We start from the raw sequence: 24169 nt of genomic DNA on the forward strand, positions 1-24169 counted from the left end.
CGTTATTTCGCCCTCTCTACAAAGATTTCGTTTAACGTCGGCTCTAACATTTTGAATTGTCGTAAGCTAACACCTTGCTCTTGCAACTGTTGCAAAATCTTGAGAGCTTCCGCATCGTCTTGTACTTTCACATAAAGAAGGCCTTGTTGTTTTTCATACGATACATGTATAGCTTCTAATCCCTTTTCATTCTCTACTGTATCTTCAATCGTTAAATTACGGAAACCGTATTCTTTCTTAATATCACTTAGCTGTCCTTTTACGACTGCTTCACCTTTTTTCAAAATACATACATGTTGGCAAAAAGCCTCTACTTGTTCCATACGATGACTTGATAAAATAATCGTCTTTCCGCTCTGTACTTGTTCTTCAATAATACTAGCTAACATCCCAGCATTAACTGGATCAAGGCCGCTGAATGGTTCATCTAAAATGAGAAGTTCCGGATTATGAAGAAGAGCAGCAATTAATTGGATTTTTTGCTGATTCCCTTTTGAAAGCTCTCCAGCCGTTTTAAATTTATATTCTGGTATCGCTAAACGCTCTAACCAGTGATCAATAGCGTGATCCACTTCTTTCTTCGACATTCCTTCTAATCTACCAAAATATCGCAGCTGATCTATTACTCTACTTTTTGTATATAAACCTCTTTCTTCTGGTAAATACCCAATTGTTACACCACTATTTCCAAATGCTTTTCCATCCCATGTAATCGAACCTTCATTAGGCGTTAATAATCCGAGAAGCATTTTGATTGTTGTTGTTTTCCCTGCACCATTTCGTCCAAGTAACCCTAGTACTTCACCTTTTGGTAACGAAATTTGCAAACCGTTAACTGCTTTTGATTCCCCAAATTGTTTCGTTAAGTTTTGAATTTGTAAACTCAAGTATAAAGCCTCCCCTTTAGTATCATTCGTACTCTCTTTCAAAGACTATGTTTATTCAAGACAAAATATAGCACCGCGCTTCATCCTCTTATATGTAAACATCGTCATTAATCCATCATTTGTTCTATTTAGTTAAAATTGTAAATAACAAAGTTCTTTTTGTCAATTATAATTGTCATTACGACAATAAAAATTGTCAAAACAACTATTATTATTTTGCTCATCTTTCTAATATAGGACATACTACTATATATACAAAAGACAATATGCAAATGTTCATATAAAAATATTATATTTTAATATATAATATAAAATGATTTTCTAACATCAAGGAGGATACATATGAAGATGAAGAGGGGCATTACCACTTTATTATCTGTAGCGGTTCTATCTACATCACTTGTAGCATGTTCAGGAACACCAGAGAAAACAGTGGCAAAAGAAGAGAAAGTAAAATTAACAGAACAACAATTAATGGCTGATTTATGGTATCAAACAGCCGGTGAAACGAAAGCACTTTACTACCAAGGGTACAACATTGGTCAATTAAAGCTTGATACAATTCTTGCAAAAGGGACAGAGAAAAAACCTGCTATCGTGCTTGATTTAGACGAAACTGTTTTAGATAACAGTCCTCATCAAGCAATGAGCGTAAAAACAGGCAAAGGCTATCCTTACAAATGGGATGATTGGATTAACAAAGCTGAGGCTGAAGCCCTTCCAGGCGCAATTGATTTCTTAAAATATACAGAGTCTAAAGGTGTAGATATTTACTACATCTCAAATCGTAAAACGAATCAACTAGATGCGACAATTAAAAATCTTGAGCGTGTAGGTGCTCCTCAAGCAACGAAAGAACATATATTACTACAAGATCCGAAAGAAAAAGGAAAAGAAAAACGCCGTGAACTCGTTTCTCAAACTCATGATATTGTCTTATTCTTCGGTGATAACTTATCTGATTTCACAGGTTTTGATGGAAAATCTGTAAAAGATCGTAACCAAACAGTAGCAGATTCAAAAGCACAATTTGGTGAGAAATTCATTATTTTCCCGAATCCAATGTATGGCGATTGGGAAGGCGCTTTATATGATTATGATTTCAAAAAATCAGATGCAGAAAAAGATAAAATCCGTCGCGACAACTTAAAATCATTTGAAGTAAAATAAAAGAGGATGGCATTCGCCATCCTCTTTTATTTTACTTTCTCTGTTAAAGGCAAGATAAATACTTCCACACGTCTATTCTTTGCCTTTCCTTCTTGTGTATCGTTTGGAGCAATTGAACGGTATTCTCCGTATCCAATCGCACTAAATTTTTCTGGTTGTAATTCTTTATTTTGCAGTAATACTTGCATAAAATTAACTGCCCGCTGCGTACTTAATTCCCAATTCGACGCAAACTGCGCATTGGCAATAGGGACATTATCCGTATGACCCGATACTGTAATTTCACGAGGTGACGCTGAAACAAGTAAGCTAGACATCTCTTTTGCAATCCCTAAAGATTCTAATTTCACATCTGCTTTCCCCGAATCAAACAGTATATTTTCTAATATTGTCACCATTAATCCCTTTTCAGTTAATTTAGTTTGAAAAGAAGAGGATAATTGTTTTTCATTAATATATTGATCAATCTTTTTTTGTAATGCTTTCAATTCATCCATCTCTTTTTTTTCTTTAGCTCTAGCTTCTTCTTGTTTTTTTGCTTGTTCTGCCTCAAGGCTACTTGCTGATAATTCTTTTTCATCATTTGGCTTTTGATCACTTAAAAATTCTTTGTTACCTGTTCCCCCAGCTAATTCACTTCGAAAAGCAACTGCCATCTGTTTAAACTTCGCAGCATCTATACTACTCATTGCGAATAAAACGATAAACAATGCAAATAACAACGTTAACATATCAGAATATGGGATTAACCACGTTTCATCGATATGCTCATCATGTTTTTTCTTTTTGCCTCTTCTATTTTTCTTACTCCGCATTTTTTTCTGCTCCTTTTTCTAGCTTTTTACGCTCAGTTGCAGAAAGTGCACCTAAAATGCGGTTCTTCATAATAAACGGATATGTACCTTCTTGTAACATTAATAAACAATCAATGATTAAACGTTTTTTCTCAATTTCAGCTGAAGATTTTTGCTTTAACTTATTTGCAAATGGATGCCATAATACATAACCTGAAAAAATACCAAAAATCGTTGCAATAAACGCACCCGAAATAGCATGACCTAACTTTTCAATATCAGTTAAGTTACCAAGCGCAGCTACAAGACCGATAACAGCACCTAAAACTCCTAATGTCGGTGCATACGTACCAGCTTGTGAAAAAATAGCAGCTCCCTTTGCATGTCTTTCTTCAATTGCCTCTAATTCAGATTCCAAAATCTGCTCCAAATCTTCTGCGGATACGCCATCAATCACAAATTTCATACCGCGCAAAAGAAATTCATCTTGAATTTTGTCTAATTGTTGCTCTAAAGACAAAATACCGTATTTTCTACTTTCAGATGTCCAATGAACAAATAATTCTAGCAACTGTTCATAACTTAAATCCTTTTTATTTGAACCAAAAAGAACTTTAAATAGTTTTGGAACCCTTTTTAGTTGATTCATCGGAAATGCAATACATACTGCAGCAAATGTACCGATAAAAATAATTAATGCTGCGGCAGGATTTAATAAGGCTGTTATGTCAGCGCCCTTGACGACCATCCCTACTACCACTGCTACAAATCCTAAAATAAGTCCAATAATTGTTGCAAAATCCATTCCCATTCACTCCCAGTCTATACAAGAAGTTCTCTATTCTCGATAATCGCTACATCTTCTTATGTATATATATTACATAAAAAATGCATTTCATGAAAGATAAGAAATGAATTATATAAAAAAATACTACAAATTCACACATTTTCTGACATTTTCTTTGCATTTCTATTACGTTATGACTCTTATATTCCTTTTCCAACAAACTAGATTTATAATAAAAAAACATTACACATTTTATTAAGAAGGGACTGTGATTACAAGGCATCATGAAAAAGATAATAATTATTTCTGCCACTACTATTGTAATCGGGATCACATCTTTCGCTTACTTTGGTTCTAAAACACCACTACATAATGAAGCAAAAGCTGTCGAAAGTCAAAAGCATAATAACCATAAAAAAGAAGAGATTCCTGCTTTTCCAAAAGCTGATCATAATGCAAAGAAAATAGACAATGACTTTTCAGTGGTAACAAATCCCAAATCTAATCTTGTCTTAATTAATAAACATCGAAAACTACCAGATGGATACATTCCTGAAGACTTAACGAGACCAAATGTACCATTTATTAGTCCAAAAGATAAAGAAAAAACATTGCTGCGAAAAGATGCTGCAGAGGCACTTGAAAACATGTTTAAAGCTGCGAAAAAAGAAGGGCTTGATCTTACAGCTGTATCTGGTTATCGTTCATACAAACGCCAAAAATCGTTGCATGATACATACGTTAGACGCCAGGGAAAAGCCGAAGCTAATTCGGTAAGCGCAATTCCTGGTACAAGTGAACACCAAACGGGTTTAGCAATGGATATTAGTTCAAAATCAGCTAAATTTCAATTAGAGCCTATCTTCGGGGAGACAGCAGAAGGAAAATGGGTCGCAGAACACGCTCATGAATTCGGCTTTGTCATTCGTTACTTAGAAGATAAAACAGATACAACAGAATATGCATATGAACCATGGCACTTACGCTACGTTGGTAATCCATACGCTACATACCTATATAAACATCACTTAACATTAGAAGAAGCGATGGAAGACAAAAAATAAGAGAGCAAATTGCTCTCTTATTTTTCTTTCACTCTATTATTGTAGTAATTTCTTCTTCCATTCTTCAGGCCATGGTTCGCCTCTTCCTGTTTTTTTCGACGCTTGAACCATCATTCCACGACCTACTAAACAAACCTCTCCTGCTGCATTCTTCACCATATAATGTAAATCTAAAGAAGAATTCCCGACCGATCCTGCCTTTACATACACCTTCAGCTGTTCATCAAAATATATTTGCTTAATAAAATTACATTGTAAATCCGCAACAACGATCATCGTTTCTGATGATGCATGTGTCCACTCTTGCATAAATCCAAGTTCTTTAAACAACGCAATACGAGCTTCTTCAAAATAAGTAAAAGCAACGACATTATTTACATGTCCAAACATATCTACTTCACCAAAACGAACCTTTACAGGGTTGTAAAACGAAAAACCACTTTCCCATTGCTCAAAGTCTTCAATATAAGAAATCCTCTTCATTGTTATCTCCCCTTTTCACCTTTAAATAAACAGAATAAACAGAAAAATAAAGTTATAAATATTGCCTCTTCGATATGAAGAGGCAATATTTATTAATAGTTATTATCGCTACCAAAGAAATCTTTGAACGATTGAATTGTTGTATCACGGTTTAATGCCGCAATTGAAGTTGTTAAAGGAATACCCTTCGGACATGATTGCACACAGTTTTGAGAGTTACCACAGTTTGCTAGTCCTCCATCTCCCATAATTGCACGTAAGCGATCTGCTTTATGCATTTCACCCGTTGGATGTGAGTTGAATAAGCGAGCTTGTGATAACGGTGCTGGTCCAATAAAGTCAGACTTACTGTTTACGTTTGGACATGATTCTAAGCAAACACCACATGTCATGCATTTTGAAAGCTCATAAGCCCATTGACGCTTTTTCTCAGGCATTCTTGGTCCTGGACCTAGGTCATACGTACCATCAATTGGAATCCACGCTTTAACGCGTTTTAGAGCATTAAACATGCGACTACGATCAACTTGCAAGTCACGTACAACCGGGAATGTCTTCATCGGTTTTAAGCGAATTGGTTGCTCTAATTGATCGATAAGTGCCGTACATGATTGACGTGGTTTTCCGTTAATCACCATCGAACATGCACCACATACTTCCTCTAAGCAGTTCATATCCCATGCAATCGGAGTTGTTTGGTTCCCTTTTGAATCAACAGGATTACGACGGATTTCCATAAGTGCTGAGATAATATTCATATTCGGACGATATGGAATTTCAAACTCTTGGTCAAACGCTTGCGCATCTGGCCCGTCTTGTCTCGTAATGATGAAGCGGATTGTTTTCTCAGACATGTTGTTTATCCCCCTTCTCTTCACCCTTAGCAGCTACATCGTGTTTTGAAGAATAATCACGTTTACGTGGTTTAATTAACGAAATATCAACGTCCTCGTAATGGAATGCTGGTGCATTTCCTTCTCCCTCAAATTTTGCCATCGTAGTTTTTAAGAAGTTTGCATCATCACGATTTGGGAATTCAGGTTTGTAATGCGCCCCACGGCTCTCATTACGGTTATATGCGCCAATTGTAATAACACGTGCTAACTCAAACATATTTGCAAGTTGGCGTGTAAATGAAGCACCTTGGTTACTCCATCTTGCTGTATCGTTAATGTTAATACGTTTGTAACGAGCCATTAATTCTTCAATTTTCGCATCTGTTTCTAATAATTTTTTATTTTCACGAACTACTGTAACGTTATCTGTCATCCATTCTCCAAGCTCTTTATGAAGAACATACGCATTTTCGTTACCATCCATCGTTAAAATATTGTTAAATTTCTCTGTTTCGATTAATTCATTTTGCTCATATACAGTAGATGAAACAGCATCAGATGATTTAGAAAGACCTTTCATATACTCAATTGCGTTTGGTCCTGCTACCATACCACCATAAATTGCTGATAATAGTGAGTTTGCACCAAGACGGTTACCACCGTGCATAGAATAATCACACTCACCTGCTGCAAATAAACCTGGAATATTTGTCATCTGTTTATAATCAACCCATAGTCCGCCCATTGAATAGTGAACAGCTGGGAAGATTTTCATCGGTAGTTTACGAGGATCATCCCCTGTAAATTTCTCATAGATTTCAATAATTCCACCTAGTTTAATATCTAGTTCTTTTGGATCTTTATGAGAAAGATCTAAGTACACCATGTTTTCACCGTTAATACCTAGTTTTTGCTCTACGCAAACATCAAAGATTTCACGCGTTGCGATGTCACGAGGTACAAGGTTTCCGTAAGCCGGATATTTTTCTTCTAAGAAGTACCATGGTTTACCATCTTTATATGTCCAAACACGTCCACCTTCACCACGTGCAGATTCACTCATAAGACGTAATTTATCGTCTCCAGGAATTGCCGTTGGGTGAATTTGAATGAACTCACCGTTTGCATAATATGCGCCTTGTTGATATACAGCAGAAGCTGCTGTACCTGTATTGATAATGGAGTTTGTTGATTTTCCGAAAATGATACCAGGGCCCCCTGTTGCCATAATCACGGCATCTGCTCCGAAACTTCTAATCTCCATAGTTTGTAAGTCTTGTGCAACGATTCCTCGGCACACACCTTCATCATCAACAACAGCTCGTAAGAAATCCCAACCTTCATATTTCGTTACAAGTCCTGCTACTTCGTGACGACGTACTTGCTCATCTAATGCGTAAAGTAATTGCTGTCCAGTTGTTGCACCAGCAAATGCTGTACGGTGATGTTGCGTTCCACCAAATCGACGGAAATCAAGAAGTCCTTCTTCCGTACGGTTGAACATAACACCCATACGGTCCATTAAATGAATGATACCAGGTGCTGCTTCACACATTGCTTTAACTGGTGGTTGGTTCGCTAAGAAGTCCCCACCATAAATTGTATCGTCAAAGTGGATCCATGGAGAATCCCCTTCACCTTTCGTATTTACGGCACCGTTAATTCCGCCCTGAGCACATACAGAATGTGAACGTTTTACTGGTACTAAAGAAAACAGTTCAACATTTACTCCTGCTTCTGCCGCTTTAATCGTTGCCATTAAGCCAGCCAAGCCACCGCCGACTACTATAAGTTTCCCTTTCATGCTCTCCCACTCCTTACTGGTTTGCTAGCTGTGGATCGATGAACGCTAATAATGCACTCACACCTACATAAGATAAACCTAAGAAAATAGCTAATGTTACATAAGTAGAGATTCTTTGTGAACGTGGAGATACTGTAATTCCCCAGCTGATGCAGAATGTCCATAGTCCATTTGCAAAGTGGAAAATTGTTGAAACAACACCAACTAAGTAGAATGCAAACATAGCTGGATTGTTTAAAATATCTGCCATCATATCATAGTTTACCTCTTTACCTAACATTGCTTGAATACGAGTTTCCCAGACGTGCCAAGAAATGAAGATCAGCGTAACGATACCTGAAATTCTTTGGAAAACGAACATCCAGTTACGGAAATAACCGTAAGAAACCGCATTGTTCTTAGCTGTAAATGCAATATATAAGCCATATATAGCATGGTACAGTATCGGTAAAAAGATGATGAAAATTTCTAGCGCATACCGGAATGGAAGGAGCTCCATAAAGCCTGCAGCTTTGTTAAAAGCCTCTGCTCCTCGTGTTGCAAAGTTGTTTACAATTAAATGTTGCGTCAAAAAGACACCAACCGGGATGACCCCCATTAATGAGTGCCACTTACGAAACGTATACTCGCGGCCTTTCATGTCCCCATTACCCCCCTTGAATGTTTGACTGCTGTTTTCAGATTAGTTTATGACAATAATGTTTTTTCACTATTGGCATAAGAAAAACTGAAAAAATTATTCGAAATATTTCAGCATAATTTGATACCAAGTTCATTTTACTCCTATTTTTGTCGAAGCGTCAAGAAAACGTATACATAATTTGCATATAATTTGCCAATTCTTTTTTTCTTCTTATATATTCAGATTTTCCTAAAGAAAAATCTGTTTTTATAAATGTGAAATGTTATATAATACTCCCTATAGAAAGAGGGGAATATTGTGAGTAAAAATACAATCGATACAACATCTTTAGAAGATGTTTCATTGAACGCCTTCGCTTATGAATTGCTACGTGAAGAATTACTACCTGATTTAATCGGCAACGATTTAGATGGTATTTTATACTGGTCTGGTAGAAACCTTGCAAGAAAATATCCGCTAGAAACAATTGAAGAAGTCATTCAGTTCTTTGAAAAGGCTGGCTGGGGCACTTTAAGCATTGTTGAACATAAGCGTCGTGAAATGCAGTTCCAACTTAAAGGCACACTCATCGCAGAACGTCAAAAACAAAAACGACATTCTTCTTATCAACTAGAAGCCGGATTCATCGCTGAACAAATCCAAAAGCAACGGAACGTCGTTGCAGAGTCATACGAAGAAAAGAAAAAACGTTCTGACTCTATTACATTTCTTGTAAAATGGGATATAAAAGATCTCATTGAAGTGTAAGCATTACCTACAGTCAACTAGACATATCAGTTTAGTTGACTTTTTTGTATTTTCATTCAGATGCATTTATTTTAAATCTTCAGAAATTATACCAAAAAACAGAAGACGTTGTAAACTACAACGTCTTCTTATCTGTTAAATACGTATAAATCGTCTCCGCGACATTTTTCGGCATACCCGCTTCGACAAATTCCTCTATAGAAGCTTCTTTCATCTTCTTTAATGAACCAAAATGTTTTAACAATACCTTTTTCCGTTTATCACCGATTCCTGGAATATCATCCAATGCTGATTGAATAACAGATTTCCCGTGTAATTGACGATGGAATGTAATCGCAAATCGATGCACCTCATCTTGAATACGCTGCAATAAATAAAATTCTTGGCTATTTCTCTCAAGCATCACAGGTTCCGGTGGATCCCCAATAATTAAATGGGAGGTTTTATGTTTATCATCTTTTACAAGACCTGCCATCGGAATATATAATCCGAGCTCATTCTCTAAAATATCACTTGCAGCCGCTAGATGGCCTTTTCCTCCATCAATAATAATCAAATCAGGTAAAGGTGAATTTTCTTTAAGCGCCCTTGTATAACGGCGCCTCACAACTTCTCTCATAGACTCATAATCATCTGGTCCTTGAACCGTTTTAATTTTATATTTTCGATACTCTTTCTTCGCCGGTTTCCCATCGATAAAAGCAATCATTGCAGAAACGGGATTTGTTCCTTGAATATTTGAGTTATCAAACGCTTCAATACGATATGGCGTTTCAATCCCAAGCTGCTTCCCTAAATGATCTACCGCTTTAATCGTTCGTTCTTCATCACGTTCAATTAAGTAAAACTTCTCTTCAAGAGCAATCTTCGCATTTTTATTTGCCAATTCTACAAGGTCTTTTTTCTTACCACGTTTCGGCTGCGTCGCTTCCACTTCTAAAAAGCGCTCTACTAATTCCGAGTCTATACTTCCTGGAACGACAATTTCCTTCGGCTTAAAATGACTACTGTTTTCATAAAATTGGCCGATAAACGTTAAAAAACCCTCTTCTGGTTCATCGTAAATTGGAAACATAGAAACATCACGTTCAATTAGCTTTCCTTTTCGAACGAAGAAAACTTGAACACACATCCATCCTTTATCCACTGCATATCCAAACACATCACGATCCACTAAGTCACTCATAATCATCTTTTGCTTTTCCATAATCGCATCAATATGAGCAATTTGATCACGCAACTCTTTTGCACGTTCAAACTCTAGTTTCTCTGAGGCCTCATACATTTTTATTTCTAGTTCTGAACGAACTTCTTTATGTCCACCATTTAAAAACTTAATAATTTCATCTACAATTTCTTTATTTTGTTCTTCCGTCACTTCTTTCACACAAGGCGCTAAACATTGACCCATATGATAATACAAACAAACTTTATCTGGCATATTCGTGCATTTCCGAAGTGGATACATACGATCTAGCAGTTTTTTCGTTTCATGAGCAGATTGTGCATTTGGATAAGGACCAAAATATTTCCCTTTATCTTTTTTTACGTTTCGAGTAATGAGTAAGCGAGGTTGCTTCTCCGCTGTAATTTTAATAAAAGGATATGTTTTATCATCTTTTAATTGAATATTATATTTCGGATCATATTTTTTAATTAGATTTAACTCTAAAATAAGTGCTTCTAAATTCGAAGAAGTTACAATATATTCAAAATCAACAATTTCTCCTACAAGCCGCAGTGTTTTCCCATCATGTGAACCAGTAAAGTACGAGCGCACACGATTTTTAAGCACTTTTGCCTTTCCGACATATATAACCGTTCCTTGCTTATCTTTCATCAAATAACAACCAGGTTGATCTGGTAAAATAGCCAACTTCTCTTTCAAATGTTCGTGCACTCGTCTCCCTCCATTTCTACATACTTAGCATTTTTATTTTCCCTTGAAAACATACTATGCCCAAACACCCAACATACGTTCTTTTATTGTAACGGAAAGACTGTAAAAAAGAAAATAAAAAAAGCTACCAAATGGTAGCTTTTTTTATTTTAGAAGTGTTTAGAAACTAATTCTACTAACGCTTCTTTCGGTTTGTAACCTAACGCTTGATCAACTACTTTACCGTCTTTTAATACGAAAAGAGCTGGAATGCTCATTACTTCGAATTGACGAGCAGTTTCTTGGTTTTCATCAACGTCTACTTTTACTACTTTTACTTTTTCGCCTAGTTCTGCATCGATTTCCTCTAATACAGGAGCGATCATTTTACAAGGTCCACACCAAGGTGCCCAGAAATCTAATAATACAACACCTTCGCTAGTTTCAGCTGCGAAGCTTTGGTCATTTGCGTTTACAATTGCCATTTTATTTCCTCCTTCAAGTATATTCTACCAAGAGTATATCATTAACTTATATACGTGGCGAATAATATGTATCGTTATGTATTGTAACAAAAAAATGTTCCTTTATACTATATAAAAATACGGATTAAATACTAAAAAGATGAGAGACAGGGGATCTCTCACCTTTTTCTATATATAGGGGTACTTCACTTGGAACTCAAGGGTACTAAAATCATGAATGTACTTTTAACTTTTTAAACTCTTCTGTTAAAAGAGGTACAACTTCGAATAAGTCACCGACAATACCGTAGTCAGCTACTTTAAAGATACTTGCTTCTGGATCTTTATTAATCGCAACGATTATTTTTGAGTTAGACATACCTGCTAAATGCTGAATCGCACCAGAAATACCACATGCAATGTATAAGTCTGGGGTAACAACTTTACCAGTTTGACCAATTTGTAATGAGTAATCACAGTATTCAGCGTCACAAGCACCACGAGATGCCCCAACAGCGCCGCCTAGTACGTCAGCCAACTCTTTTAATGGTTTAAAACCTTCTTCACTCTTCACACCGCGTCCACCAGCGATAATAACTTTCGCTTCAGAAAGATCCACACCTTCTGCCGTTTTACGGACAACATCTTGAATGATTGTACGTAAATCTTTCACATCAACTGTAATAGAAGATACGTCACCGCTGCGAGACTCATCTTTTTCCAGAGTTGCAATGTTATTTGGACGCACTGTCGCAAATAAGATGCCGTCTGTTACAATCTTCTTCTCGAATGCTTTACCAGAGTAAATTGGACGAGTGAAGATAACATTTCCACCTTCAACCTCTAAAGCAGTTACGTCAGAAATTAAACCAGCTTCAAGCTTCGCTGCTAATTTTGGTGATAAATCTTTGCCAAGTGCTGTATGTCCCAAGACAATACCTTCTGGATTTTCTTCAGCATGTACAGCTAAAAACGCTTGTGCATAACCATCAGATGTATATGATTTTAATTTATCATTTTCAACTGTCACAACGCGATCTGCACCGTAATGAATCAATTCATTTGCAAAAGAGGCAACGCTGTCTCCAATTAGAAGACCTACTACTTCACCGCCTTCTGCAATTGTTTTTGCTGCTGCTACCGCTTCAAAAGAAACGTTACGTAGCGATCCATCACGAACTTCACCCATTACTAATACTTTACGAGCCATAGATTTTCCCTCCTGCATATATAATTTCGTATTTTATTAGATTACTTTCGCTTCTGTATGGAGCAACGATACAAGTTCTTTTACTTGATCTTGCAGCTCGCCTTGTAACACTTTTCCTGCATCTTTCTTAGGAGGCAAATAGATTTCAATTGTTTTTGTCTTTGCTTCCACATCATCTTCTTCTAAATCTAAATCATCTAATTCTAATTCTTCTAGCGGCTTTTTCTTCGCTTTCATAATACCTGGAAGCGATGGGTAACGCGGTTCATTTAAACCTTGCTGTGCTGTTACTAAAACTGGTAATGAAGTTGCAATCACTTCTGTATCACCTTCAACATCACGCTCAATCTTCACATTTGTACCGTCAATTTCAAGTTTTGTAATTGTCGTTACATACGGAATATTTAACGCTTCAGCTACGCGTGGTCCTACTTGTCCAGATGCACCATCAATTGCAACGTTTCCGCCTAAAATTAAATCTGCATCTTTATCTTTTAAATATTCAGCAAGCACTTTTGCTGTCGTGAACTGGTCACCATTTTCTACGTCATCTTCAATATTAATTAATACAGCTTTATCACAGCCCATTGCTAATGCAGTACGAAGTTCTTTCTCACTATCTTCGCCACCGACTGTTACAACTGTAACTTCTCCACCTTGTGCGTCTCTTACTTGAATTGCTTCTTCAATTGCATATTCATCGTAAGGGTTGATGATGAATTCCGCTTCGCCATCGTAAATTGCACCGTTTTTAATTACGATTTTTTCTTCTGTATCAAATGTTCGTTTCATGAGTACGTAGATGTTCATTCCATTTACCCCCTTGTTTTTCAGAAAGATTCTATCAATTTTAATTTTCTGTTAATTTATATTAAAAAAATAATTGAACTACCTGCCACTAAATGAAGGTTTACGCTTTTCTAAAAATGCAGCTACACCTTCTCTTCCATCTTCACTCGTAAATACTTCACCAAAAATCTGTGATTCACGTTGTACACCTTCATAGTAATGAGACGATTTTGTCGTTTGCAATAACTCTAGTACAGCACGAGTTGTTGCTGGACTTTTTCCAGCAATTTGTTTTGCAACTTTAAGCGTATCATCTAAAAGAGATTCTTCAGAGAACAATCCGTTAACAAGTCCCCACTTTAATGCTTCTGCACCAGTAATTGGTGTGCTTGTTAACATCATTTCACAAGCTTTCGCTTTCCCAACATAACGTGGTAAGCGCTGTGTACCTGCAAAGCCAGGAATTAATCCAAGTGTTAATTCAGGTAAACCAAGTTTTGCACTTTCAGTTGCAAAGCGCATGTGGCAAGACATAGCAAACTCAAGGCCGCCGCCCAGTGCCGCTCCATGAATTGCCGCAATAACTGGTTTTGAACATTTTTCAACACGCTCAAACGTAACTTGTCCAAGCTGTGCTAATTCTGTTGCTTGCTTCGCTTCAGTAACAGATGTAAATTCTTTAATATCTGCTCCCGCTGAGAAGAAACGTCCTTCACCATGAATAACAACAACACGAATGTTATCATCCTTTTCCACTTGATCAATTAATTCAGTAACGTCATGCATAACTTGTGAAGACATCGCATTCGCTGGTGCGTGATTTAACGTCGCCACCGCGATATGATCTTCAACTCTTACAGATAGGAATTTCAACATGATCCCTCCCATTATTGACGATAACCACAAGCTGCAATAAGTAGCCCGTGTACCGTTTTTGAAAGTGCGACCAGATCATACTTATGATCGCTCATTACCCAATTGGTCACAACTTCATCCACTGTTCCAAAGATCATTTGTCTTGCCACGCGAACATTTAAATCTGCTTGAAATTCACCTTGTTTTATACCAGTCTCTAAAATCTCATCCATAACTTGTAAGTAGCCTTTTAATACTTCATTTATTTTAAGGCGCAAGTCTTGATTGGACTGCCTCAGCTCTAATTGCGTAACGATAGCAAGAGGATCATTTTGCGACAACAGCAAGAAGTGCGTTTCTACCAACATGAATAACTTCGATACAGCGCTTTCAATTCCTGCTGTTTTTTGACGAATTGTTTCGACAAATTCTCCCATCTTCTCTTGGAATAAGGATATTAATATATCTTCTTTATTTTTAAAATATAAATAAATCGTGCCATCAGCTACCCCAGCTTGCTTTGCGATTTTAGAAACTTGCGCTTGGTGGTACCCATTCTCCGCAATCACAATGACTGCCGCATCAATAATTTGATTGTATTTCGGTCTATTTTTCTTCACTTTACTGTCCCCTTCAAGAAGATGACTGAATGAATAGTCATTCATATTCTTATAATACTGACTATTTAGAAAAGTGTCAATCCTATTTTTTCAAAAAGAAAGGGCCTTAGCCCGTTTGCTCATCCTCATTCTTTCTCTTCTCTTCATCTATTAGAACACGGCGCAAAATTTTCCCTACTGTCGTTTTCGGCAATTCATCTCTAAACTCATATACTTTCGGCACTTTATAAGCCGCTAAATATTTACGTGCAAACTGATTTAATTCTTCCTCAGAGCACTCCGTACCTTCTTTTAACACAACAAATGCTTTAACTGTCTCTCCTCGGTACGGATCTGGAACTCCAATTGTCACTACTTCTTGCACTTTTTCATGCTCATATAATACTTCTTCAACTTCACGAGGATACACATTAAATCCACTCGCGACAATCATATCTTTCTTGCGATCTTTTACATAGAAAAATCCATCTTCATCCATGTAGCCAACATCACCTGTATGGAGCCAGCCATCTTGCAATACAGCCGCTGTTTCCTCTGGCTTATTCCAGTATCCTTTCATAATTTGAGGACCTTTCACTACAATTTCCCCTATTTCTCCTGGCGGTAATGCCTCACCAGTCTCAAGTGACATAATGATTGCTTCTGTATCTGGCCACGGAACTCCAATGCTACCTGGCACTCGCTTTTCCCATAAAAAATTACTATGTGTAACTGGAGAGGATTCTGTTAAACCATATCCCTCTACTAGTTTACCACCTGTAACTGTTTCGAACTTTTCCTGTACTTCTACTGGCAGTGGTGCTGATCCACTAATACAAGCACGAATAGAAGAAATATCGTATTCTTTTAAAAGTGGGCTATTTAAAAGAGCGATATAAATAGTTGGTGCCCCTGGAAATAGTGTCACTTTATGCTTCTTAATCGCTTCAAAAACCATTTTCATATCAAACTTTGGAATAAGGACCATTTTGTATCCTTGCATAACACTCAAATTCATAACAGCCGTCATGCCGTACACGTGGAAAAATGGAAGAACCCCAAGAACGACTTCTTCTCCTTCTTTGCAATTATATAACCATTGAACTCCCATTAACGTGTTAGAGACGAGGTTTTTATGCGTTAACATAACGCCTTTCGGAAATCCGGTTGTTCCTCCTGTGTACTGTAAAAGAGCTAGATCATTTTCAGGATCACAAGGCTCCTCAACATCCGTATTCACTTCTTTTTCTACTGAATTCCAAAGATGAATCGTTTCACTCTCTGATACTTTCACAACTAAATTTGACTGTTTTTTCTGCACAAATGGATACAATAGATTTTTAGGGAATGGTAAAAAGTCCGCAATACGAGTTACGATAATATGCTCAATTTTTGTAGCAGATTGAACATTCGTTACTCTTGGAAACACTAAATCGAGACAAAGAATTACTTTTGCTCCCGAGTCATGAAGCTGATATTCTAATTCTCTCTCTGTATACAGTGGATTTGTTTGTACTACGATACCTCCCGCAAGTAATGTGCCGTAATAACCAATTACAGCTTGCGGACAATTCGGCAACATAATAGCAACTCGATCACCCTTTTCCACACCGAGCTTTTGAAGATAATTTGCAAACCTCTTCACCTTATCATGGAAGTCCGAAAACGTAATATCCTTCCCTAAAAAGTGAAGCGCTTTCTTTTCTGGGTAGCGAGAAGCCATCTGTTCTACATATCTATGAAGCGGCTGAATATCATAAGAAATCGTACTCGGAATTTCCTCTGGATAACTTTTCAACCATGGTTTTTCCACCTTCATTCCCCCTTCAAATACATAAAAATAAATGAATGTTCATTCATGATGGTTATTTTCATTATATTATAGTCACCATAGCGTTACAATCATAATATTCTGACTTTTGTATAACTATGCTTTACTTCATTAACTTCTTATTATATGTAGAAACTCTCTTAATCTTAAAAGAGTAAGAGAGTTATAGTTTAACTTAATCTTATTATCGTTAACACTGCTCCTGGAGTAGTTGTTGATAATGTTGCGACAGCTAACAAACCAAATAATTGCAAGCTAATAGCATCTCCTGCTGCAAGAGTTGTAATGATTGTTGCACTAAATGATGTGGTTGCTACCGCAGGAGCATTAATCGTCCCAGCAAGTGCCCCTCCATTAATTGTAATCCGTGAACTGACTAATAATGAAGCCGTTATATTAATTGTATATGAAATATAATAATTACCAGCATTTGCAACCGTAAATACTGTGTTTCCACCAGAAACAGTAATTCCTGGACCGATGTTTTGATTATTTGGAAGCGGGACATTCGTTCCACCAAGAACTACAGATATCGCTGTTCCCGACGTATTATTTGCAAATGCATATGTCGCCGTGATACTTGTACCTGTTGCTCCGGTTGGACCTGTTGAACCCGTTGATCCCGTTGGACCTGTCGCTCCCGTCGGACCTGTTGATCCTGTTGAACCCGTTGATCCCGTTGGACCTGTTGATCCCGTCGGACCTGTTGATCCCGTTGATCCTGTTGGACCTGTTGAACCGGTTGAACCCGTTGATCCCGTTGGACCTGTTGATCCCGTCGATCCTGTTGAACCTGTTGCTCCCGTTGATCCTGTTGGACCTGTTGCTCCCGTTGGACCTGTTGGACCTGTTGAACCGGTTGAACCCGTTGCTCCCGTCGGACCTGTTGAACCCGTCGGACCTGTTGCTCCCGTTGGACCTGTTGCTCCCGTCGATCCTGTTGAACCTGTTGCTCCCGTTGATCCTGTTGGACCTGTTGCTCCCGTCGGACCTGTTGATCCTGTCGCTCCTGTTGGACCTGTTGAACCCGTCGGACCTGTTGCTCCCGTTGGACCTGTTGCTCCTATTGGACCTGTTGAACCCGTCGGACCTGTTGCTCCCGTTGGACCGGTTGAACCCGTTGAACCGGTTGAACCCGTTGATCCCGTTGGACCTGTTGCTCCCGTCGGACCTGTTGCTCCCGTTGGACCTGTTGAGCCTGTTGAACCCGTTGGACCTGTTGCTCCTGTTGATCCCGTTGCTCCCGTTGGACCTGTTACTCCCGTTGAGCCTGTCGCTCCCGTTGGACCTGTTGAACCTGTTGAACCTGTTGAACCTGTCGCTCCCGTTGGACCTGTTGCTCCCGTTGATCCTGTTGGACCTGTTGCTCCCGTCGGACCTGTTGAACCTGTTGAACCTGTCGCTCCGGTTGAACCTGTTGAACCCGTCGGACCGGTTGAACCCGTTGGACCTGTTGATCCCGTCGATCCTGTTGGACCTGTTGAACCCGTTGGACCTGTTGATCCCGTCGGACCTGTTGAACCCGTCGGACCTGTTGCTCCCGTTGGACCTGTTGCTCCCGTTGGACCTGTTGATCCCGTTGGACCTGTTGGACCTGTTGGACCTGTTGAACCGGTTGAACCCGTTGCTCCCGTTGGACCTGTTGATCCCGTCGGACCTGTTGAACCCGTTGGACCTGTTGATCCCGTCGGACCTGTTGATCCCGTCGGACCTGTTGCTCCTGTTGAACCCGTTGCTCCTGTTGCTCCCGTTGCTCCCGTCGGACCTGTTGAACCTGTCGCTCCGGTTGGACCTGTTGAACCCGTTGCTCCTGTTGAACCCGTTGCTCCCGTTGGACCTGTTGGACCAAGCTTAGGGACTGTCCCATCACAACTAAAACAACACGAATCAACATGTACACCATTTTGATTATTACAACTACAATATCCATTTGTATTATTGAGCCATGAAGACATGTTGATTCCTTCCTTCAAATTCAATCTTATAAGTACAAGTAAGAAATTAAAAAACATTTATCAAATCAGACCGAAAGCTTTATTCAGTGGAGATAAATATAGATTTATCCCGTACATTCTAATAATTATTACATGCGATACTATCTCCTTTTGCTTGTACTTTCGCCTCTCTAGTTAAATGAAATTCCTTTTCTAAATTCTTCATACACATATGGATTTTAATCTTACATAACGATATTCGTATAATTCGTTATTTTTCAGCAAAATTTTAAAAATATAATTACGAATAAAAAACTTATTTTGGGAAAGAAGATGAAGAAAATTCTTAGTATTTTCATGGTTGTTCTTCTATTCGCTGTTGAATGCGGACAGCAAAAAAGAGGAGAAAAAGGTAACAACGATAGAAGATAAAAAGCAAACTATAACAATTAAACATACTGAAGGGGAAACAAAATTAGATAAACCGGCGAAAAAAGTTGCTATACTTGGAACACCTTATTTCTTATGGTTGATGAGGAAAAGTGGGAAGAAAGTTAATTAAAAGACGGCTTCATATATGTGAAGCCGTCTTTTCCTATTATGGCAGAAAATTAATATAGGCTTTGTACATAATATATATAACAAGTAAATACATGATTATATTGAATACACTTCGTTTTAAAGTTAACTTTCTCTTTAATTTCTTATCTTGTAATCTCAATTCTATTCCATTTGCTATTTTCAACCTACCTACTATTTGAAATAACTCTCTGTAATCATCAGCATTTCCCAATAATACGTATTCCTTATCATTTTTATACTTTATATGCAGAAACTCGCTTCCACCTTTACGGTCTAATATTGTTTTCATATAAGCTACTTCATTCAATACACATACCTTTAAATCAACTTCATTATAATAACGATCCATAAAAAACACATACAACCGTTTATTTGTAACGATTAACACATTATTAATACCGAAGTTCATTGCAAGAACGCCTACCCCTAATGTCATGGCTGTGCCTGTCTGCCAATTTTTCACATGATGATTTTCGGCAAGCATACTATATAAAATCTCTTCGCTTCCCTGTAACTCTTCTTGTACAACCTCATAACAACGTTTCATTAAAATTGTTTTGGTTACAGTTTCTTTTGTACGATCTATTTTCGTTTTATCTATTTTCTCATCATTTCTATAATCATCTACAAAATTATCGCTATACTGTAAGTTATTTAATTCCTGAAGTAACTTTTCTTTATTCATTGCTTTTCCCCCCCAACAGCTTCTTCAATTTCTTTCTCCCTCTTGACAGCCTGCTATATACCGTATCTCGTGTCATACCGAATTCAAGCGCTATTTCTTGTACGCTATATTCATCTAAATACCTTTTTATAAAAATTTTCTTATCTTCTTCATTCAATTCTTTAATTAAAACGTAAAAATTATAATCTCTCTCTTCTTTTGTTAAATTGACATTTTTTCTATCTTCATATCTTTCTTGCTGAAACTCTTGTAATTGATAAGCCTTATTACTTTTTCGTTTATAATCAATGGCTTTAAACTTAGCGACAGATATAAGCCAGTTTCTAAACTTCCCACGATTTTCATCATAACTACTAATGTTGTACCAAACGATTAATAAAATATCGTCAACACATTCATCCACTAACACCTTACTATGTGCCGTATCTAAAATACTATGAACTACCTTATAAATTAAATCTCCATATCGATCAATCGCTGTATGTAATGCTAACATATCTTGTTTTCGAAGACCTTCTACTATTTCTATATCCTTCACCCTTATCACCACTCTTTATCCCATTCTTTATTCATTATATATACGAATGAGCACATTCGTTTCCTGACACTTTTACAAATATTTTCTAATTGTTTTCATATTGTAGCAATGCTTAATTAATTATTTCTTGTGGAACAGGGATTATATTATCTCTCACGAATTTAATCTATGAACAAAAATAGGAGGGATAACTATGTACCAAACAATTGAAGGCTTTTTACAATCATGGACATACGAGGCTGAGTCTACTCAGAAAATGCTTGATTCATTAACCGATGCATCTTTATCACAGGAAATTGCACCTGGGCACTGGACGTTAGGAAGAATTGCTTGGCACATCGTGACGGCAGTTCCTGTGATACTATCTGGCACAGGGCTAAAGTTTGAAGGAGAAACGAAAGATTATCCTGTTCCAACTTCTGCAAAAACAATTGCAGATGAATACCGTAAAGTAAACGCGGCTTTTGTTGAAACACTTCAAAGTAAATGGACTGATAAAGACTTAGCTACTATTAATGACTTCTTTGGTCGCCCTATGCCGAATTCTATATTTTTAATGACACTCATTAATCATCAAAATCACCACCGCGGACAAATGACGGTTTTAATGCGACAAGCTGGCTTAACAGTTCCTGGCGTATATGGCCCCGCAAAAGAAGAATGGGCTGCGGCTGGAATGGAAGCTCCTAAAATGTAACGACAAAAAAGACAAGATGTTTACATATCTTGTCTTTTTCTGTAACTTGTTTCATGTGAAACTATTTTTTCTTAATAGTTGTTTTATGGAAAAGATAGGTTAAAATGAATACATACTATGAAGAGGAGTAACCAAATTGAATACAAAGAATAAAAAAATAGCTATGGGCACTATTTTATTAACTTCTATTATTGGAGTTATTAGTGTATCTCTTTATTTCACCTATTATGGTACCCCTTGGGGAAAACAAGCAGCAATTACGGAATCAAAAGAATATATTACAAAATATTTTAATCTAGATGCAGAAGTCAAAAACACTTCTTACGATGCTAAAATGAATAGCTATGCAATCGCCTTTGAAACAAGTGGAGACGGAGAGTTTACTATCGAATATAAAAGTCCTAATAACTTTAACATTTCTCCAGGAGTGCAAGAGTATTTAAGTAAACACTATAAATTTACAGAGTAGTACCGAAGCATACATATACAAAAAAAGAGTTGGTGTAACGCCAACTCTTTTTTTATTTATTCTTGTCAAACTGTTATATCTTCCTTCTCTATATTTTTAATTCCGTAATATGCAATCACAGCTCCAATTGCTGCGAGTGCTAGTTGAAGGGGAAGTAAAGTTGCTGTAGGAAACTCTGGGTTGGTATTCATTGCAATTGCTACAACGATAAGAGATGAAACAATTGTAGTTGGCACTGAACGTTTACGCATTCCGAAATATAATGGGATTAAACTCATCCCCGCAGTTGCAATGGCTAAAGGAACTAGTTTTATTCCTTCTTGCACCAATTGATCTACTGTGAATGAATGAGGAAGAATTGAAAAACAACTATCTATCCCAAAGAAAATTCCTACTACTAAAATGTTAGATACAATAACTGTTATAAATGTTACTATCGCTGTAATAGCCAACTTACTAGCCATCATTTTCTTTCGATTAATGGGATAAGAAAACATGAGTAGTATTGTTTTATTTTTATATTCGTCAATTATTAACCTTGCTATTAATACACTACCAAAAATAATAAATGTTGCTCTTACTACTGTACTAGCCATTAACAAAATCATCTGCGGATCTCTTATTTCTGGATCTCCTTCTATTTGTGCAATGAAACTAACAAAGATTAATAATGCCAGTATAATAATATTTGCAATAACTGCTCCCCTCACATACCATCCAAACTTAAATTTCTTCAATTCTAACTTCATAAGACGTAGCATGATATTCCTCCTTCCTCCTTGGACTTAATCAATATAAATGACTCCTGTTTCACTTAAAATCTTCGCTTCATTTTTTGCATCACCAATCGTTCCTACTTTTATTTTGTCTGTATTTTTATCTTTCTTAAGTCCTTTTAAATCCACTATTACGTCAGCCGAATTACTTTTAGCCATAAGCTTCAATGATGCAGGGACACCTTTATACCGTACGCCAATATCACCTGATTTTGTTTCTATAAATAATGATTTTCCTTCTGTCATATCTTTCAGTAATACTTCCCCAGATGTTGATGTGATGTTCATATTTGAGTTACTTACATTTGTTATATAGTTATCACCAGTCGTAGACTTTATATTTAATTCTTGTACTGAACTACCTTTTAAAACTAACTCTCCACTTTGCGATATAAATTCACCTTTCTCGGCTGATAGTCCTGTAATCATTTCATCTCCAGACTTGCCTTTTGTCATGATATTTTTTACTACTATATCTCTTATTTTCACATCACCCGATTTATTATTTACTACAATTTTATCTATTTCTTTCTTCGGAATAGCTATAGATATACTATTTTTCTTCCTAAACGTGAAACCATTAAAAAATCTGTTCATCTTTTGTTTTTGCTTAATCACAATTTTATTTTCATCATTTTCTATTTTGACAGGATCTATCTCTTTATCTGCTTGTTCACCTTGAGCGAAAATTACTATTTTATTAGCGTCTGTACTTTTAAATTCAAGATTCCAGTTTTCATTATCTACTTCTATTTCTTTTATATTATTTATCTCAAAAGACTTTTCTTTCTTAAAATCTTTCCCCTGAAATACCTTAATACCAAAAACTACACTAGCAATTGTAATGAATAATATTGCAATTACTATTATCTTTTTCACCATTCATACCCCAGTTCATTGTTGTTTTAAGCTTGCTTCACACCACATCAATCTTATCGATTTTACGATATGAAAGATAACTGATGAAAATTCCTAATAAACAGAGCACTATTGGGATAGCTATAAAATTAAACAGACTTACTTGACCGTTTCCAGGACCAAAGTTACTACTAATTAGCATTCCGATTATTACTGCAGAAGTAATTGTTGTGGGTGTCGATTTCTTTCTCATCCCAAAAAATAAAGGAATTAAACTTATACCAGATATCATAAATGCACTTATAAAAGTAGTTGGAACGATAGATATTATTTCACCTATCGTAGCTGGTGTTTCAATCAGTCCCATCATTGGACTCACAAAATATACAAGCAAACTGATACTGAAAGTAGCGATAATCGTGCTCACAAAACAAAAACAAAAAACAATTGTTAATTTCGCCCTCATTAGCATTTTCCTTTGCAGCGGGTACATAAACGATAATTGCATCGTTTTGTTCTTATACTCATCAATTACTAAACGTGATAAAATGACCGAACTAAAAATAATGAATGTTATCCTAATAAAAGTGTTTATTAAAACCATTTGTTGCGTGAAGTCAAAGAAGAGCACGTCTCCCTCGGCTTTCATTCCCAACGCCATAAGGCTTACTGCAGCGAAAATTGCTATAATACAAATTGCTACCCCTTTAAAGTAACTAGATAATTTATGTTTCTTCCATTCGAGCTTCATTAATCTAAGCATACAAACCACTCCTCCATTCTTTATA

The 24169-nt window shown here is 36.9% G+C and carries 25 protein-coding genes and 1 pseudogene; 6 read left to right on the plus strand and 20 right to left on the minus strand.

The window, feature by feature from the left end; genetic code table 11:
• Window positions 1-2 precede the first annotated feature (2 nt).
• Window positions 3-887 carry an ABC transporter ATP-binding protein gene (locus ACXKY9_RS21955; RefSeq protein WP_000058117.1) on the minus strand — a complete coding sequence of 295 codons (885 nt, stop codon included), beginning with the start codon at window positions 885-887 and terminating at the stop codon, window positions 3-5.
• Window positions 888-1229: 342 nt separating this feature from the next.
• Between ACXKY9_RS21955 and ACXKY9_RS21960 the strand changes: the two genes are divergently transcribed.
• The gene (locus ACXKY9_RS21960) at window positions 1230-2057 is read left to right on the plus strand and encodes a 5'-nucleotidase, lipoprotein e(P4) family (protein ID WP_000782774.1); all 828 of its coding nucleotides are present in this window, start codon (window positions 1230-1232) and stop codon (window positions 2055-2057) included.
• A 26-nt stretch (window positions 2058-2083) separates the two neighbouring features.
• On the opposite strand, the gene motB is transcribed toward ACXKY9_RS21960, so the two are convergent.
• Both motB and motA read right to left on the minus strand, forming a co-directional pair.
• Window positions 2084-2872, minus strand: a complete 789-nt coding sequence (gene motB, locus ACXKY9_RS21965) for a flagellar motor protein MotB (protein ID WP_001256734.1) — start codon at window positions 2870-2872, stop codon at window positions 2084-2086.
• Entirely contained in the window at window positions 2862-3656 is a 795-nt protein-coding gene (gene motA / locus ACXKY9_RS21970; RefSeq protein WP_000344853.1) for a flagellar motor stator protein MotA, read from the minus strand. Before motA ends, motB begins: the two co-directional genes overlap by 11 nt.
• 266 nt (window positions 3657-3922) lie before the next feature.
• Between motA and ACXKY9_RS21975 the strand changes: the two genes are divergently transcribed.
• Window positions 3923-4702, plus strand: coding sequence for a M15 family metallopeptidase (locus ACXKY9_RS21975; RefSeq protein ID WP_000720201.1), 780 nt, complete (start codon window positions 3923-3925; stop codon window positions 4700-4702).
• Between the two features lie 36 nt (window positions 4703-4738).
• On the opposite strand, the gene ACXKY9_RS21980 is transcribed toward ACXKY9_RS21975, so the two are convergent.
• From ACXKY9_RS21980 to sdhC, 4 genes are all read right to left on the minus strand, one after another.
• Window positions 4739-5185 carry an acyl-CoA thioesterase gene (locus ACXKY9_RS21980; RefSeq protein ID WP_000822734.1) on the minus strand — a complete coding sequence of 149 codons (447 nt, stop codon included), beginning with the start codon at window positions 5183-5185 and terminating at the stop codon, window positions 4739-4741.
• A gap of 92 nt (window positions 5186-5277) precedes the next feature.
• Complete coding sequence (sdhB, locus tag ACXKY9_RS21985; protein ID WP_001291824.1) at window positions 5278-6039, minus strand: succinate dehydrogenase iron-sulfur subunit; 762 nt, start codon at window positions 6037-6039, stop codon at window positions 5278-5280.
• A complete protein-coding gene (sdhA, locus tag ACXKY9_RS21990; RefSeq protein ID WP_000676750.1) occupies window positions 6032-7825 on the minus strand; it encodes a succinate dehydrogenase flavoprotein subunit in 1794 nt (597 codons plus the stop codon). The genes sdhB and sdhA overlap by 8 nt, the downstream gene beginning before the upstream one ends.
• 13 nt (window positions 7826-7838) lie before the next feature.
• Complete coding sequence (gene sdhC / locus ACXKY9_RS21995) at window positions 7839-8465, minus strand: succinate dehydrogenase cytochrome B558 (protein WP_000678354.1); 627 nt, start codon at window positions 8463-8465, stop codon at window positions 7839-7841.
• Between the two features lie 300 nt (window positions 8466-8765).
• On the opposite strand from sdhC, the gene ACXKY9_RS22000 reads away from it, so the two are divergent.
• Window positions 8766-9215, plus strand: coding sequence for a YslB family protein (locus tag ACXKY9_RS22000; protein WP_000042226.1), 450 nt, complete (start codon window positions 8766-8768; stop codon window positions 9213-9215).
• Between the two features lie 115 nt (window positions 9216-9330).
• On the opposite strand, the gene uvrC is transcribed toward ACXKY9_RS22000, so the two are convergent.
• The 8 genes from uvrC to ACXKY9_RS22040 form a co-directional block, all read right to left on the minus strand.
• Window positions 9331-11115 carry an excinuclease ABC subunit C gene (uvrC, locus tag ACXKY9_RS22005; protein WP_000544296.1) on the minus strand — a complete coding sequence of 595 codons (1785 nt, stop codon included), beginning with the start codon at window positions 11113-11115 and terminating at the stop codon, window positions 9331-9333.
• Window positions 11116-11264: 149 nt separating this feature from the next.
• On the minus strand, window positions 11265-11579 hold the full coding sequence (gene trxA, locus ACXKY9_RS22010; RefSeq protein ID WP_001018943.1) for a thioredoxin: 315 nt from the start codon (window positions 11577-11579) through the stop codon (window positions 11265-11267).
• Window positions 11580-11790: 211 nt separating this feature from the next.
• Window positions 11791-12768: an electron transfer flavoprotein subunit alpha gene (etfA, locus tag ACXKY9_RS22015; protein WP_000101949.1), complete on the minus strand. Its 978-nt coding sequence runs from the start codon at window positions 12766-12768 to the stop codon at window positions 11791-11793.
• A 36-nt stretch (window positions 12769-12804) separates the two neighbouring features.
• Window positions 12805-13578: an electron transfer flavoprotein subunit beta gene (etfB, locus tag ACXKY9_RS22020; protein ID WP_001029028.1), complete on the minus strand. Its 774-nt coding sequence runs from the start codon at window positions 13576-13578 to the stop codon at window positions 12805-12807.
• A gap of 78 nt (window positions 13579-13656) precedes the next feature.
• Window positions 13657-14433, minus strand: coding sequence for an enoyl-CoA hydratase (locus ACXKY9_RS22025; RefSeq protein ID WP_000911292.1), 777 nt, complete (start codon window positions 14431-14433; stop codon window positions 13657-13659).
• A gap of 11 nt (window positions 14434-14444) precedes the next feature.
• Complete coding sequence (gene fadR, locus ACXKY9_RS22030) at window positions 14445-15032, minus strand: fatty acid metabolism transcriptional regulator FadR (RefSeq protein WP_000742223.1); 588 nt, start codon at window positions 15030-15032, stop codon at window positions 14445-14447.
• A 106-nt stretch (window positions 15033-15138) separates the two neighbouring features.
• Window positions 15139-16824, minus strand: a complete 1686-nt coding sequence (locus ACXKY9_RS22035; RefSeq protein ID WP_000414742.1) for a long-chain-fatty-acid--CoA ligase — start codon at window positions 16822-16824, stop codon at window positions 15139-15141.
• 188 nt (window positions 16825-17012) lie between these two features.
• Window positions 17013-18797 (minus strand): BclA C-terminal domain-containing protein, encoded by a 1785-nt coding sequence (locus ACXKY9_RS22040; RefSeq protein ID WP_000100323.1) that lies wholly within the window; start codon window positions 18795-18797, stop codon window positions 17013-17015.
• A gap of 312 nt (window positions 18798-19109) precedes the next feature.
• Here ACXKY9_RS22040 and ACXKY9_RS22045 point away from each other — a divergent pair.
• Window positions 19110-19296, plus strand: a pseudogene (locus ACXKY9_RS22045) (ABC transporter substrate-binding protein); the annotation flags it as partial.
• Window positions 19297-19374: 78 nt separating this feature from the next.
• Here ACXKY9_RS22045 and ACXKY9_RS22050 read toward each other — a convergent pair.
• Together ACXKY9_RS22050 and ACXKY9_RS22055 are read right to left on the minus strand one after the other, a co-directional pair.
• Entirely contained in the window at window positions 19375-20043 is a 669-nt protein-coding gene (locus ACXKY9_RS22050) for a hypothetical protein (RefSeq protein WP_001031137.1), read from the minus strand.
• On the minus strand, window positions 20036-20590 hold the full coding sequence (locus ACXKY9_RS22055; RefSeq protein ID WP_002101375.1) for a sigma-70 family RNA polymerase sigma factor: 555 nt from the start codon (window positions 20588-20590) through the stop codon (window positions 20036-20038). Before ACXKY9_RS22055 ends, ACXKY9_RS22050 begins: the two co-directional genes overlap by 8 nt.
• A gap of 184 nt (window positions 20591-20774) precedes the next feature.
• Between ACXKY9_RS22055 and ACXKY9_RS22060 the strand changes: the two genes are divergently transcribed.
• A complete protein-coding gene (locus ACXKY9_RS22060; protein WP_000284977.1) occupies window positions 20775-21278 on the plus strand; it encodes a DinB family protein in 504 nt (167 codons plus the stop codon).
• A 136-nt stretch (window positions 21279-21414) separates the two neighbouring features.
• Complete coding sequence (locus ACXKY9_RS22065; RefSeq protein WP_001093292.1) at window positions 21415-21747, plus strand: YfjL-like protein; 333 nt, start codon at window positions 21415-21417, stop codon at window positions 21745-21747.
• 65 nt (window positions 21748-21812) lie between these two features.
• Here the strand turns inward: ACXKY9_RS22065 and ACXKY9_RS22070 are convergent, their stop codons facing one another.
• From ACXKY9_RS22070 to ACXKY9_RS22080, 3 genes are read right to left on the minus strand one after another with little or no spacing between them, the layout of a single operon-like run.
• On the minus strand, window positions 21813-22508 hold the full coding sequence (locus ACXKY9_RS22070) for an ABC transporter permease (RefSeq protein WP_000945179.1): 696 nt from the start codon (window positions 22506-22508) through the stop codon (window positions 21813-21815).
• A gap of 24 nt (window positions 22509-22532) precedes the next feature.
• Window positions 22533-23405, minus strand: a complete 873-nt coding sequence (locus ACXKY9_RS22075) for a DUF4097 family beta strand repeat-containing protein (RefSeq protein ID WP_000239297.1) — start codon at window positions 23403-23405, stop codon at window positions 22533-22535.
• Window positions 23406-23439: 34 nt separating this feature from the next.
• Window positions 23440-24144, minus strand: coding sequence for an ABC transporter permease (locus ACXKY9_RS22080; protein WP_000945212.1), 705 nt, complete (start codon window positions 24142-24144; stop codon window positions 23440-23442).
• Window positions 24145-24169: the final 25 nt, after the last annotated feature.

Source organism: Bacillus sp. 2175 (assembly GCF_057812155.1).

Bases quoted from the DNA above. Each gene is read 5' to 3' on its own strand.
- ACXKY9_RS21960 (WP_000782774.1), top strand. From the start codon at position 1,230: ATGAAGATGAAGAGGGGCATTACCACTTTATTATCTGTAGCGGTTCTA.
- motB (WP_001256734.1), bottom strand. From the start codon at position 2,872: ATGCGGAGTAAGAAAAATAGAAGAGGCAAAAAGAAAAAACATGATGAG.
- motA (WP_000344853.1), bottom strand. From the start codon at position 3,656: ATGGATTTTGCAACAATTATTGGACTTATTTTAGGATTTGTAGCAGTG.
- ACXKY9_RS21975 (WP_000720201.1), top strand. From the start codon at position 3,923: ATGAAAAAGATAATAATTATTTCTGCCACTACTATTGTAATCGGGATC.
- ACXKY9_RS21980 (WP_000822734.1), bottom strand. From the start codon at position 5,185: ATGAAGAGGATTTCTTATATTGAAGACTTTGAGCAATGGGAAAGTGGT.
- sdhB (WP_001291824.1), bottom strand. From the start codon at position 6,039: ATGTCTGAGAAAACAATCCGCTTCATCATTACGAGACAAGACGGGCCA.
- sdhA (WP_000676750.1), bottom strand. From the start codon at position 7,825: ATGAAAGGGAAACTTATAGTAGTCGGCGGTGGCTTGGCTGGCTTAATG.
- sdhC (WP_000678354.1), bottom strand. From the start codon at position 8,465: ATGAAAGGCCGCGAGTATACGTTTCGTAAGTGGCACTCATTAATGGGG.
- trxA (WP_001018943.1), bottom strand. From the start codon at position 11,579: ATGGCAATTGTAAACGCAAATGACCAAAGCTTCGCAGCTGAAACTAGC.
- etfA (WP_000101949.1), bottom strand. From the start codon at position 12,768: ATGGCTCGTAAAGTATTAGTAATGGGTGAAGTTCGTGATGGATCGCTA.
- etfB (WP_001029028.1), bottom strand. From the start codon at position 13,578: ATGAACATCTACGTACTCATGAAACGAACATTTGATACAGAAGAAAAA.
- ACXKY9_RS22025 (WP_000911292.1), bottom strand. From the start codon at position 14,433: ATGTTGAAATTCCTATCTGTAAGAGTTGAAGATCATATCGCGGTGGCG.
- ACXKY9_RS22040 (WP_000100323.1), bottom strand. From the start codon at position 18,797: ATGTCTTCATGGCTCAATAATACAAATGGATATTGTAGTTGTAATAAT.
- ACXKY9_RS22050 (WP_001031137.1), bottom strand. From the start codon at position 20,043: ATGAATAAAGAAAAGTTACTTCAGGAATTAAATAACTTACAGTATAGC.
- ACXKY9_RS22060 (WP_000284977.1), top strand. From the start codon at position 20,775: ATGTACCAAACAATTGAAGGCTTTTTACAATCATGGACATACGAGGCT.
- ACXKY9_RS22070 (WP_000945179.1), bottom strand. From the start codon at position 22,508: ATGCTACGTCTTATGAAGTTAGAATTGAAGAAATTTAAGTTTGGATGG.
- ACXKY9_RS22075 (WP_000239297.1), bottom strand. From the start codon at position 23,405: ATGGTGAAAAAGATAATAGTAATTGCAATATTATTCATTACAATTGCT.
- ACXKY9_RS22080 (WP_000945212.1), bottom strand. From the start codon at position 24,144: ATGCTTAGATTAATGAAGCTCGAATGGAAGAAACATAAATTATCTAGT.